Origin of the sequence: Micromonospora sp. LOL_013 (genome assembly GCF_048060315.1) — a bacterium.
Classification (GTDB): Bacteria; Actinomycetota; Actinomycetes; order Mycobacteriales; family Micromonosporaceae; genus Micromonospora_E.
In genome coordinates, this window is sequence record NZ_JBHMIQ010000029.1 from 55,028 (window position 1) to 67,065 (window position 12,038).

The 12,038-nt window shown below is 65.9% G+C and carries 11 protein-coding genes; 4 read left to right on the plus strand and 7 right to left on the minus strand.

The window, feature by feature from the left end:
• The first annotated feature begins 193 nt into the window (after positions 1 to 193).
• From ACFHWS_RS19660 to ACFHWS_RS19670, 3 genes are all read left to right on the plus strand, one after another.
• Positions 194 to 1,066 carry a helix-turn-helix domain-containing protein gene (locus ACFHWS_RS19660; protein ID WP_416568737.1) on the plus strand — a complete coding sequence of 291 codons (873 nt, stop codon included), beginning with the start codon at positions 194 to 196 and terminating at the stop codon, positions 1,064 to 1,066.
• Complete coding sequence (locus ACFHWS_RS19665; protein ID WP_416568738.1) at positions 1,063 to 1,272, plus strand: DUF397 domain-containing protein; 210 nt, start codon at positions 1,063 to 1,065, stop codon at positions 1,270 to 1,272. Before ACFHWS_RS19660 ends, ACFHWS_RS19665 begins: the two co-directional genes overlap by 4 nt.
• Positions 1,273 to 1,505: 233 nt before the next feature.
• Complete coding sequence (locus tag ACFHWS_RS19670; protein ID WP_416568739.1) at positions 1,506 to 2,510, plus strand: EcsC family protein; 1,005 nt, start codon at positions 1,506 to 1,508, stop codon at positions 2,508 to 2,510.
• Between the two features lie 95 nt (positions 2,511 to 2,605).
• On the opposite strand, the gene ACFHWS_RS19675 is transcribed toward ACFHWS_RS19670, so the two are convergent.
• From ACFHWS_RS19675 to pglX, 4 genes are all read right to left on the minus strand, one after another.
• Positions 2,606 to 3,034, minus strand: coding sequence for a hypothetical protein (locus ACFHWS_RS19675; protein WP_416568740.1), 429 nt, complete (start codon positions 3,032 to 3,034; stop codon positions 2,606 to 2,608).
• 3 nt (positions 3,035 to 3,037) lie between these two features.
• Positions 3,038 to 3,664 (minus strand): hypothetical protein, encoded by a 627-nt coding sequence (locus ACFHWS_RS19680; protein WP_416568741.1) that lies wholly within the window; start codon positions 3,662 to 3,664, stop codon positions 3,038 to 3,040.
• The gene (locus ACFHWS_RS19685; protein ID WP_289212042.1) at positions 3,664 to 3,921 is read right to left on the minus strand and encodes a hypothetical protein; all 258 of its coding nucleotides are present in this window, start codon (positions 3,919 to 3,921) and stop codon (positions 3,664 to 3,666) included. The genes ACFHWS_RS19680 and ACFHWS_RS19685 overlap by 1 nt, the downstream gene beginning before the upstream one ends.
• 84 nt (positions 3,922 to 4,005) lie before the next feature.
• A complete protein-coding gene (pglX, locus tag ACFHWS_RS19690) occupies positions 4,006 to 7,545 on the minus strand; it encodes a BREX-2 system adenine-specific DNA-methyltransferase PglX (RefSeq protein WP_416568742.1) in 3,540 nt (1,179 codons plus the stop codon).
• 33 nt (positions 7,546 to 7,578) lie between these two features.
• On the opposite strand from pglX, the gene ACFHWS_RS19695 reads away from it, so the two are divergent.
• Entirely contained in the window at positions 7,579 to 8,334 is a 756-nt protein-coding gene (locus ACFHWS_RS19695; protein WP_281567152.1) for an AAA family ATPase, read from the plus strand.
• On the opposite strand, the gene ACFHWS_RS19700 is transcribed toward ACFHWS_RS19695, so the two are convergent.
• The 3 genes from ACFHWS_RS19700 to ACFHWS_RS19710 form a co-directional block, all read right to left on the minus strand.
• Positions 8,273 to 9,232 carry a hypothetical protein gene (locus tag ACFHWS_RS19700; protein WP_281567153.1) on the minus strand — a complete coding sequence of 320 codons (960 nt, stop codon included), beginning with the start codon at positions 9,230 to 9,232 and terminating at the stop codon, positions 8,273 to 8,275. The two genes, ACFHWS_RS19695 and ACFHWS_RS19700, sit on opposite strands and share 62 nt — an antisense overlap.
• Positions 9,233 to 9,341: 109 nt before the next feature.
• Positions 9,342 to 10,235, minus strand: a complete 894-nt coding sequence (locus ACFHWS_RS19705) for a radical SAM/SPASM domain-containing protein (RefSeq protein WP_416568743.1) — start codon at positions 10,233 to 10,235, stop codon at positions 9,342 to 9,344.
• A 111-nt stretch (positions 10,236 to 10,346) separates the two neighbouring features.
• Positions 10,347 to 12,038: a DUF262 domain-containing protein gene (locus tag ACFHWS_RS19710; RefSeq protein WP_416568744.1), complete on the minus strand. Its 1,692-nt coding sequence runs from the start codon at positions 12,036 to 12,038 to the stop codon at positions 10,347 to 10,349.

Here is a 12,038-nt window from a genome sequence, read left to right on the forward strand (position 1 = left end):
AAACGCAGCGGGAAACGATCATGGACTCGCCGTTCCCCGCTACCCAGTAGCCGGCTAGTTGATCAACCGTCCACCTTCGATGCACCGCCTACGTTGGCACCAATAATGTGATCTTGCAACTCATCACTTCACAAAAATTTGCCGCCCGATGGGTACTCGCCAAACAGTGCTCGCATGGTGCACACTGTCCGCTGTGGCAGGAATCCAGACCATCCAGCGCCGTCGACTCGCAACGGAGCTCCGCGCACTTCGCGAAGCCGCCGATCTGACACTCGACCAGGTCATTCAGAAGGTGAAGATCGGCAAGTCGACGCTGTCTCGCGTCGAGAATGCCCAGGTATCGGTGACGACTCGGAACGTCATGAAGTTGCTGCGCCTCTACGGCGCTCCCGCCGAGAAGGCCGCAGAGATCCTCCAGCTCGCTGGCGAGGCCCGTCAGCACAGCTGGTGGCTTGACTACTCGAAGACCTTGCCTGACTGGTTCGCCGAGTACGTGGCCTTCGAGAACGAGGCGACCCAGCACCGCATCTACGACGTCCAGCTCGTCAACGGTCTACTCCAGACTGCGGACTACGCTCGCACCATCATCAGCGCCGAGTTCCCGGACGCTCCGCCAGAGAAGATCGAGGACCGAATCGACGTCCGCGCCACGCGCCAGCGGATCACGGATCGCCCCGATCCGCCCCGGATGTGGTTCGTCCTCGACGAAGCAGTCCTACATCGGCCGATCGGTGGCCCACAGGTGATGGCAGCCCAGCTGGAGCACCTGATCACCATGGCGCAGCGGCCGGCGATCACCATCCAGGTGCTGCCGTTTCGCCAGGGCGCGCACATGGGCATGGGCGTGCCCTTCACGCTGCTCGACTTCAGCGACCATCCGACCGTGGTCTACCAGGAAAATCTGAGCGGTGCCGCAGTCCTCGACAAGGACTACCATGTAGAGACGCACGGGCTGGCGTTCGACCACCTCCGCGCGACCGCGCTCTCACCCGCCGACTCGCTTGCCTTCCTGCGGATGAGGGCCGAGGCGATGCTGGAGCAGGGAGCAAGGGAGAGCACCGAATGACCACCACCCCTCGTAGCCTGGATCTGGCGATCTGGCGCAAGAGTTCCCGCAGCAACGGGCAGGGTCAGTGCGTCGAGGTAGCCACCAACGTCCCCGCCACAGTCCTCGTACGCGACAGCAAGGACCCCGCCGGCCCGGCACTCACCTTCTCCCCCGCCGGCTGGACGTCCTTCCTCTCCACCCTCACCCCCGACGCTCCTCACTGACCCGAGACAGAGAGCTGTCTCCATGCTGAGGGCAGACGACTGGAGTGCGGCATTCAGCGGGTGGAGGTTCCGGCCCTCCACCGTTTAGGCGATGTCTGCCCTGAGCGCAAGCGACGTACCCTCAATCGTCTGTGGACTGTATGCCTGGCCTGGTCGTCGGCCGAAGCTCACCGCCGCTTGCCGCCCGGCAGTGCCATCATGACCCAGTCATCCCAGTCGAATGGAGGCCATCGATGAGCACTGTCGCTGACTCGCTCGCCGACGGCGCAACCCCGATGAGTGCATACGAAGAGCAGGTGTGGGACAGGCTCAACGAGCACTGGCAGCGCCGCAACAACCGCCGTGGTCTACCGAACTGGGCGAGCACTGCACTCGATCGCTCCGGCGAGGCCGCGCGAAACGCCGCGAGCCGGGCCACCAGGGCGGTACCGGAGACGATCAAGGAACCAGTGCGCCGCGGAGGCGACGCGGTTGCCAGCATGGCCCTGCGGCCAGCGGCCGAGGCTGCCGCAGCGCTGCTGGAGTTGGTCAACGCCTGGGCCTTGGAGCTCAACGACCCGAAGGGCGTCGAGAAGATTGCCCGCAAGCGCGGCATGGAGCTGAACAGTTTCACTGAGCTGCGGCAGCAGGACCTCAAGGCCTGCGACCGGCTACTGACCCGCAACACACTGAGGTGGCGTTCCGCCGGCGCGGTCGAAGGTGGTGCCATGGGCTTGCTGGCCCTGGTCCCCGTGGCAGGGATCCCCGCCGCAATTACTGCCGACATCCTCGTCATCCAGGTCCTGAGCACCTCGATCGCGTCGCGCATCGCGTACTCCTACGGCTACGACGCCAAAGACCCCTCGGAGCAAGCTTTCATCGAACGCCTGGTGCACCGGTCCTTCATGGCACAGGCAGCCAAGGTTGGGCCGCTGCGCGACACCGCACGAGCGGCCAACGCTCTGAAGGGACGCGTGAATTGGTCAGCCAAGCTCCGCGCGGACCATCGCCTCGTGATCGCCCTTGAGAAGTTGCTGCAGCACTTGGGTCCGGCTGGTGCCAGGGTTCCAGTTCAAAACGTCGCCAAGGCCGTGCCCATCGTGGGCGTCCTCATCGGTGCAGGGGTGAATTCCACCGTCCTCGGCAACGTGGCCGCCGATGCCCAGCGATACTGCCAGACCCGGTTCCTGTGCGACAAGTATGGACTGCCGATGCCGGCCGCACTGGCCACCTATCAGACCGAGCCCGACGCCATGTAAACCGTAGATAGCCCTCGAAATCGGCGAGATAACAGGAATCTAAGCACGTCTGCAGAATTACGCGACCCGGTCCGATCAGCAGCTCAGCACCGGCATCAGAGTCGACTTGCGGTATCGACAGCGCTGGCGAGAATGGCATCAATCTCGTCCCCGCTCGCCCGACCTTCACCGAGCACGTGCATGATAGTTAGACTTTGAATCTTGCCTGCCATCTCAGGATCGAAGTCGGACTCGACATCGGGGTCGAGTGCCGCCTTCACCAGGCGTTCCGCAGCGTTGGCGTCGATCTCGCGCGGATCCACTGGAGCAGCCGCGCGCAGCTCAGCAACGAACTGCACGATGTCGGCTTCGCTGGCATCCACGGGCAACCGGTGGTTGACGGCGTAGTAGAAGACGATGCCCATCAGAGTGGAAAAGTCGCCCCAACCTTTTGTATTCAGCTGGACTTCCAGGCGATCGTTCTCGGCGTAGTCACCCTTCAGCATCGTGCGAAAATATTCGACCAAGTCAGGCTCAATCTTCATAATTTACTTCCCTTCATGGCGTTTCTTGTATTTTTTCCACATTTCGCGACCCACTACTGCAGTGGCACCCGCAGCCATGATCACAGCAGTCACCGGATTGTCCACACTCGGGCGATCAGCAGGGATCGGCTCCGGCGCTACCGTCGTAGCACTCTCCGACCCCGGCTGGATCTTGAACAGGTCGAGAATTTCTTTTCCCGTCTGCATCGTCTTTTCCGCATTTTGCAGGTGTTCCTCAGTGGAGTCGGCCTTCTGCACGAAGCGACGCGCGAACCGGTCTGCCCTGCTGCCCGCCCCCTCAGCCTCTGCCACAAGACGTTCACCTGAGACATCGATTTTGGGGTCAGACGGAGGCGCCACGCCTGGAGCAATCTGGTTGACGTAGTTGACGATATGATCGCAGATATCGTTCAGGATACCGGCGACCCGATCGGCCTTCGCCCCAGCGATCTGCGCCTCGGCGATAGCCGTCTTGATCGACTGATCGGTGCTTCCGCGAGCAGCTTCCGAGTAGTGCGCTGCCGCCTGCTCGGCGTCGGCCTGTGCACGGTTGGCGATCACGGCTGCGGCAAGCAGCCGCTCCCGCGCAGCGTAGAGCCGCGCTACGACGTCGCCGAGGGTCCCGGACATCAGAGCTTGGCTACGTAGTCGTTCGCGTTCTGGACAGCAGCGCCAAACCGCCGGATCGCCAGCTCAACCTCACGTTCCAACGAGTCCAGCTTCGCCTTCGCCTTCTCGACCTCGTCATGGGTGCTGTCATGCATCGTGGCCCGCGCCAGGGCACCCGCTTCTGCAGCCTCGGTGAGCGCCTGTTCAAGGATCTGACACCCTTGCCGGACTGCTTCGTTGCCCCGCTCGACAGTGCGCTTCACATCGTCAACGCTCATCGACCACCGCTCCGTCGCCCTCCCGGCACCATCCGAACCTACCGAACCCCACCACCGTCCAACAGGGTCAGACGGTGTCGGGTCCTACTCGGGGAGGCCGCGGAGCAGGGACAGAGCTGTGCGGTCGGAGCTGAGGGTGGACAGCTCGGTGTCGATGAAGTCGGTGTAGAACTGTGCCGGCGAGCCGGGATAGCCGGGGCGTTCGGCGGCGTACCACTGGTGTAGCCACGGCTCCAGCTCCAGCAGGCCGGCGAGCAGCGGCAGCAGGCGGTGCGCCTCCCACGCCTCCTGACTGCGCCGATTCACGTACACCGTGGCCAGCGCCTGCGCCTGGGCCAGGTGGTCCCACCCGGCCCAGCCGAGCAGCAGGCTGGAGTCGGTGTCACGACCCATTTCCGGGTACGAGATGAAGCGCTCCTTTGGCACGTCGAGCTTGCCCCGAGCCTTCGCGTACGACGGCCGGACGAAGTCCGCCGAGCTGTACTTCGGCGGCACGTCGATCTCGACCGTCTCCCCGGCGTCCTCGCGCCGCTGCTTCTCCCAGGTCTGCTCCCACAACACCCGCTTACGCAGCCCGGACGGCTTGTAGCGCTGCTTCGGCAGGAACGGCACATGCTCGGTGGCGACCAGCTTGTCGAGCGCGTCGACCAGGCTCATGCCCTCGTACTCCGGCAGCAGTGCCAACACCTGCTGGAAGTCGGCGTCGCCGGCCACCCGGTCGGCGAGCTGCGCCACCGACAGCGGCTCCGGCGTGCCACCCCACAGTTCCGGGGCCTCCAGCCGCTCCAACAGCCAGTCCCGCAAAGCATCCGCCTGCAGCTTGTCCCAGCCATCGGTTTTCCACCGACGCTTGCACTCCGGACGCTCGATTAGCTGAAGGTGCCGGTTGCCGGCCGTGGCAGCGATCCGTCGTTCGACCAGGTCGCGATAATCGGCCGGCCAGTCGGGGTGGGGCTTGTCCACCGGTACGGAGTCGTGCCGCACAAACCAGGCCGTCTCCACACCCTGCCGCACCATCGTGATCTCGAACGCCCGCTCACCGAGGCTCAGCCCCGGCGGGTCCGGATGGGTCAGATCCTCATCCATCAGCCCGTAGAGCCGGTAGACCTCCCAGTCCAGCTCCTCCTGAAGCGCGATCATCCGCGCTCGGACCAGGTCGTACTCGGCACGCGCCTGCGCCAGCCGCTCCACAGTCGGCACCCCCGACCCGGCCACCGCCGCCGGAGTCAGCTCCCCCAACCGCTGCGCCAACGCATCCAGCTCCCGCGCCCGCCCCAACGGAAACTCCGCCGGCAACGGCAACTCCTGGAGCTTGGTGCCGGTGAACTCGAAGAACCGTTCCCACTCCTGGCTCTTGAACCCTTCGTTAACGCCCTGGCTCCCCTTGTTGTGGCTGACCTGCTTGAGCCAGAAGCAGGCAGTGGAGCTGTTGAGTACGCCGAGCAACCTCAGGTGGTCATCTTCCGACGCCCCTTCCGGCAGCTTGATCACCGGCGCAGAACGGTTAAAGACCTTCCCACCCCGATCCAGCACAAAATGATTGTGCGTAGCCACAAACGCGAAAACGATCGACAACGGCGACCGGTATCGAGCGGCCACCCACCGATACCAGCTCCACCAAGGTTCACCAGAGTCTTTTCTGGACTCGCCCCCGAAACCGGTTGTGGATTCCAGCGTGCGACGTACAAGCCAAAGGCCGCGACCCCAGGATGAATCTTTATCGAAGGGAACGACCGATTGATCCTCAGCATACGGAGCCAGAGCACCGTCATGGCAGTCCTCAGCCCAGTCCCGCACCGCCTCGCCAATGACGAGAGGTCGCCACCGACTTGGCTCGACGCGGCGACGCGAGAACCATCTGAGTGGCCCGAAAAACGCATCATCTTGCCCTGGAAAGCTCGCAAATCCGATCGATCCTGAAATCGACTCACCAAGCCGGGTCGAAGAACGACCAATCGCCAACACCAGGTCGGCGGCACCACCGCCGGAGAGGCTCCAGGGGTGTTTGAGGAGGCGGGAGCGGTCGAGGTCCTGGACGGTGACCCAGCGGGACGCCGAGCCGGGAGCGTCGACCTGGTCGACGATCGCCTGCCAGACGAGGCCATCGGCCGGGTTGTCCGGGGTCGTCGGCTCGCCCTGCACACCGAGCACAGCGCGGACGACGGGGAGACGGCGGCGGGCATTGGTGCGGCCGATCAGGATCACGGTGGGAGTGCCGTGGCCGGGGATGTAGGCACCGGAGGTGTCGATGACCTCGCTCAGCTCGATGTCGTGGGCGAAGTAGTCCTCAATCAGCTTCTTGCCAAATTCGCGCTTCATGAATCCATTGCCGGTTATTTGGCCGACAAAGCCGGCGCCCTCGCCGTACTCGTCGGATTTTTTCGCCAGGTCGAAGAAGCGCTTTGCAAACGGCACGGTCAGCGCGTACTGCCTGTGGCAGACGCTCGGGTAGATGCTGCGGTAGAGCTTGTTTCTGGCCGGGTCGGCGACGGTGATGTAGGGCGGGTTGCCGATTACCACAGTGTACTGGCCGACCTCCAGATACTCGGCGAGCAGTTCGTCGTCTTCGCTCTCGTAGGCAAAGACCGGTTCCCCCTCAAGGACTGCCAGCAGGTCACCTTGTGCGCGGGAGGCGCGGCCCCACTCCAGGAGGGAGTCGCCGGTGGCGACGCGGACCGGGAAGGCGGGGCAGCGTTCGAGCTTGTGCCACTTGCCGAGCTTGATCGCGGCGACCAGCAGCCGGAAGCGGGCGATGGCGACCGCGAAGGCGTTGATGTCGACGCCGGTGACCTGGCCGAGCGCCCGGTCGACGATGGCCCGGATGTCGGTGGTCTGCTCCCGCTTGCGCCACTCGCGCACCAGCCGGTCGAACGCGCCGAGCAGGAAGTGGCCGGAGCCGCACGTCGGGTCGATCACCTTCATCTCGGGCAGGCCGAACTCGCTCAGCGCCGGCTCGAAGGTCCGGTCCAAGATGAACTTCTCGACGAACACCGGGGTCTGCAACAGTGCGTACGTCTTCTTCGCGTGCGTCGACAGCTCCTGGTAGAGGTCACCGAGGAAGCGGGTGTCCAGAGTCGCGCTACGCAGCGACACCCGGCCCTCCCCCGTACGGAAGAAGTTGCTCAGCTCCTCCGCGGCCGCGCCGGAGATGTCGAACCGCCACACCGGGTTGTGCTTGTCGAAGATCTGCGCCGTCGGGCGCAGCCTGCCCAGGTAGCGGAACGCTTCCCGCAGCCAGTGCCGGTCGTTGTGCAACGAATGGTCGGCCTCGATCAGGTACGCCTGCCGCCGCTGCATGCCCGTCTCGGCCGGGGCCGCCGGGTCGTCCCCGCCGATCCACAGCCCGTCGATCAGCTCGTTGTCCTCGCAGAAGCGGACGAAGACACAACCCAGCACCCAGGCCACAGCCGCCTGGTCGAGCACGTCCTCCAGCCACACCTCGAACGCGCCGGCCAGCCGCTCGGCCTTCTTCGCCTTCTCGTACTCCTGCAGCAGCTCAGCCCGCAGCGACAGCGACTCCGGCTCCGCGAGCCGCTCCCGCAGGTCATCGGCAAGGTGCTTCACCTGCGCCTGCATCGCCTGCTGGAGTCGCCGCCGCGCGTCTTCGTCGAGTTCATCGAGCACGGCTGCGATCCTACGGGCAGGAGGTGATCACAAATGTTCGTGCGTCGCGCCTACCTGCCGACCCGGCCGCTGACCCCGGCCGATCAGGCTCGATGGCCGTACACCATCCCTGCTGTGGCCAGGCTGGCTGATCAGGGCGTCGATTTCCCCACGCCGGTGACTCTGCTCGCCGGTGACAACGGCACCGGCAAATCCACCCTGGTCGAGGCAATCGCGGTCGCCGCCGGGTTTAACCCTGAGGGCGGCGGCACGTCCTTCCGGTTCACCACCCGCGCCACCGAATCCCCGCTCGGCGAGCACCTGGTGCTGCAACGTGCCCCCGGCCGCAAGCCCCGCACCGGGTTCTTTCTGCGCGCCGAGTCGTACTACAACGTTGCCACCGAGATCGAGCGCCTCGACGCCGACCCCAACTCCCCACCTCTGCTCGGTGCCTACGGCGGAGTCTCCCCACATGAACGCTCGCACGGGGAGTCGTTTCTCGACCTGGTCAATCATCGCTTCGGCCCGCAAGGGCTCTACCTGCTCGACGAACCGGAGGCAGCGCTGTCCGTACACGGCTGCCTGGCCCTGCTGCTGCGCATCGCCGACCTGGTCGACCAGGGTAGTCAGTTCATCATCGCCACCCACTCGCCGATCCTGCTGGCCAGCCCTGGCGCGACGATCCTGCAAATCGACGCCGCCGGCACCATCGCCCCGGTTGACTACGACCAGGCCGAACCGGTCGCCCTCACCCGAGCGTTCCTGGCCGACCCGGGCCGGTTCCTGCACCACCTGCTCGCCGATCGTTGACCAAGCGCAGCAGATGCCGGTAGGAGCCGGGCTCAGCGCCCAGCGCCCGCAGCACTGTGCCAACGTGCGCATAGACGGCGCTCTCAGCCGGATGGCCGTCGAGGTCACCTCGGTCGAGCATTCGCCCGGCGATGTACAGCTGGCTGAGCATGCCGTCACGGCTGTCCAGCTCAGCGAGATACCGGGCGCGCACCAGCCGCGCGACAGGTGGTGCGGCCAGGCTGTGCAGGTACAGGCTGGCCGCGTCGAACCCGGCCGGAGCCAACCCCCAGCCTTCCCAGTCCAGCACCCAGCAGCCCGGACTGGTCAGCTGCGCCCAGTGCAGGTCCGCGTGCGCGGGCACCCACTGATGTACATCGACCGGCAAGGCCTCATCCCAGATCTGGATCCGGGACGCGAGCCGCTCATTATCCACCGCGACCCGATCCGTCTCGACCTCAGTCAGGAAGGAGAGGGTGCCGCCAAGACGCATCCACCACATCTCGCTCAGCGCCGGCACCGCAGTCAGCGCCGCAGTCCGGCTGCACGTCGGCTCGTCGACGTGACTCATCAGGTCGGCGCGGAACCGTAGATCGCTCTCCGCGTGCTCCCAACTGCGCCACACCCGGGGCAGCCGCAGCCCGCCCAACTGCTGCGAGGCGGTGGCGTTGCCGTCCCAGAACACCCCGACTTCTCCGTTGACAGGTTCCCCGACCAGCCGCAGCCACCCGTCGTGGCCGTCGTCGTCCACCCGTGCACCGGTCGATCGGTTACGCCATCCGTACCGGAACTCACCCACCAGCTCAACCCGCAGGGCGGCAGCGGCCCGACGCAGCATCGACGCCAGCCGCCGCCGGTGGTCCTCAGCGTCGTCCTCTGGCCAATGGTCCTCATTCGGTAGCCACCGTGTGTGCTTCACACTGTCAGCATCACCCAGCCACCTCGGTCACCGCGAGCCCACCACGGATATCCGGAGAGTCAGTGACCTGCCGGAGACGCGGCCGCCTGGAAGGGTTAGGTCCGATCGGTCAGCGGTAGTACGGCCAGCACCGCTTCGACGGCGCACAGGGGTTGCACGACGGACTACACGACGGTGAACAGGTCGGCTGGCACCGCGCTGGCGCGCACTGCGGCGCGCACTGCGGCCCGCACGGCTTCGGCCGCTTCCCGAAGGCCGACCTCAGCTCGGCCCGCACCTGCGCCGTACCCTGGCCGGTCAGGATCGAGGCGAAATTCGCCTCACGGACGTTGCCGACCGGCAGCCAGCGCGAGAACACGCACGGCCAGACCGCACCGTCAGCGCCGACCGCCAACACACCCGACGCACAGTTGCCGCACAACTGCTCTACACCCAAGGCATCGCCGCCTACCCCACGGCCCACCTGCCGGAGCCAGTCCACACCCACCTCTGTCGCACCCAGACCGCGCAACTCGGCAACCGCAGCCCCCACGCGCTGGCCACCGCCCAGGTCGACCACACCTACCCGCAGTGGAATCGACCGGCGCACCGCCTCACCGATGTTGGCCCGAGTACGAGCGTGCGAGCCGGCCCGACCGGTGACCGCAGCGTGCTGCCCGGCCTGATCGGAGTAGTACGAGCAGGCCAACCGCACCCCCTGCTGGGCGAACAGCTCCCACATGGCCGGCGTGACATACACGAGGTTGGAGAACACCTCCACCTCCAAGCCGGCGGCCAGGGCATGCCTGAGTAGATCCGGAAGATCTGGATGCAGAGTCGGTTCCCCACCGATGAACTGCACCATCTCGACGCCCAGCTCCACCGCCTGGTCGATCACCCGCCGCCAGTCCACTGCAGTCATTGAACCGTGCCCGCCGGACGGACCGCTGGCGGCGTAACAATGCCGGCACTCCAACTGGCACCTACCGGTGATCTCCAGCCACACGAACGACAGATCCACCATCCCAGGCCCGCCCCTCTCGAAGGAACGTCAACCCGGAGTATCGCAACAACCACCCAAGATGTTCATCAATTTCCACCGAGAGATGCCCCAGTCGAAAATTCGGCTGCGGGGTCACTCGTCGTGCTCGGTGTCGTTGTCGGCCACGCCGGTCATGTCCGGCCCGAGCGTCACGCCCAGCCCTTTCGCGAACGCCCGCAGCCGCTCCTGCAACACCTCGGCCCGCAGCGCCAGGAACCCCTCGTGGTCGCCGGCCAGCAGCTTGAGAAAGGCCCGCTCGTTGATGCAGTGGCTGGCCAGCAGCCTCGTCACGTGCTCCCGGCTGATGGTGCGCTCCAACTGGCCTTCCCGCAGCTCCTTGAACACCCCCAGCGGGTTGTCCCCCGGGCCGGTCGGCAGGATGATCCGGTTGGCCGCCGTCGAATGGCCGGGCACGATCTGCCGGTACGCCTGCGGCACACCAGCCGCCAGCCGCTTCACCACGTCGAACTCCTGCCCGAGCGCATCCCGCCTGGTCGGGAACTCGTGCGCCTCCCACGCCACGTACGCCAGAGTCCGGGCGCTGTTCAGGTTGAACGGCTCCGGCATCGGCTGCACCGCGCCGACGTCCAGCTTCAGGGTCGGGGTCGCGCCGGAGGCGAACGCCTTCATCTCCGCCAGGCCCTCCCGGATGCGGGTCGAGTTGGCACCCGCGAACGACCCCGCCCACGACGTCACCCAGAACCAGCGCTCCAGCTCCAACCGCTGGTTGCCGGTCGGGTCCGGCCGACAGTGGAAGAAGTAGGTCAACAACACCAACTGATGCGAGTACGGCAACAGCGCCGCCAACGGCAGACCCGCCGCCCTCAGCAGCTCCACCGCCTTGTGCACCGCCTTCTGCCCGGCCGCCAGCACGTCGATCTGACTGGTCCGGATCCGCTGCGCCACCTGTTCCCAGTGCGGCTTCATGACGTCCGGCTCGCCGCCGATCGCTAGCATCGACCGGAACACCGCCATCCTGGGCAGCTCACCGAAGCCCGTGCTCGCGACGGACTCGACGATGCTGTCGACCTGTTCGCCCATTGTAGATTTCTGGATCGGGCCGGTCAGCCGGGAGGCAATCTCGTGGGTCTCCAGGCGTACTCCACGGTTGTTGATCCGGGCGAACACCTCGATGGCCGACCCCAGGTCGCTGTCGCGGACCCGCACCAACGGAATCTTGTACGCACGGACACGCTGCGCCACCCAGTCGGCTTCGTTGACCAGCCTCTCCATTCGGGTGGCGTCGTTGACCCGCGCTTCCAGGTTCCGCAGGAAGCGGAGAAAGTCGACGGTGCTGTTGACGGAGCGCATCGGGAGGTACGAATCAGGAGGAAGGGGCGGCGGGGAGCCGAACGCCCGATGATGCCGGTAGCGTTCGTTGTCCTCCTGCGGCTCCAGATCGCGGTAGATCCGCCACTTCCACTCCCGCTGATCGTCGCCGCGCGGCGGTCGGCCCTGCCTGCGCAGCACCCCGAACAGGGTGGAGAGCCGTTGATGCCCGTCGAGCACGTACGACACCGGCGTACCTGCCGGCGGCATCCGCACCGGCACCTCACCGAGGTAGTTGAGCGAGGGCACCTCGTCGGTGGTCTCCCACACGGTGATGCCGCCGATCGGCCACCCTCTCTCGATGCTGTCGAACAGGTCCAGCATCTGCTCAGGACGCCACACGAACGGGCGCTGAAACCTGGGCACTCGGATCCGGCCTGCGGCGATCTCCTCCAGCACGTCGGCCAGCATCATCACGGTGGGTTCGACCTGGACGTCTCCCCGGCTGCTGGACAT

Coding starts and splice junctions, on each gene's coding strand:
- ACFHWS_RS19695 (WP_281567152.1), top strand. CDS start 7,579: ATGTTCGTGCGTCGCGCCTACCTGCCGACCCGGCCGCTGACCCCGGCC.
- ACFHWS_RS19670 (WP_416568739.1), top strand. CDS start 1,506: ATGAGCACTGTCGCTGACTCGCTCGCCGACGGCGCAACCCCGATGAGT.
- ACFHWS_RS19675 (WP_416568740.1), bottom strand. CDS start 3,034: ATGAAGATTGAGCCTGACTTGGTCGAATATTTTCGCACGATGCTGAAG.
- ACFHWS_RS19710 (WP_416568744.1), bottom strand. CDS start 12,038: ATGTCCAGCAGCCGGGGAGACGTCCAGGTCGAACCCACCGTGATGATG.
- ACFHWS_RS19705 (WP_416568743.1), bottom strand. CDS start 10,235: ATGGTGGATCTGTCGTTCGTGTGGCTGGAGATCACCGGTAGGTGCCAG.
- ACFHWS_RS19665 (WP_416568738.1), top strand. CDS start 1,063: ATGACCACCACCCCTCGTAGCCTGGATCTGGCGATCTGGCGCAAGAGT.
- ACFHWS_RS19685 (WP_289212042.1), bottom strand. CDS start 3,921: ATGAGCGTTGACGATGTGAAGCGCACTGTCGAGCGGGGCAACGAAGCA.
- ACFHWS_RS19680 (WP_416568741.1), bottom strand. CDS start 3,664: ATGTCCGGGACCCTCGGCGACGTCGTAGCGCGGCTCTACGCTGCGCGG.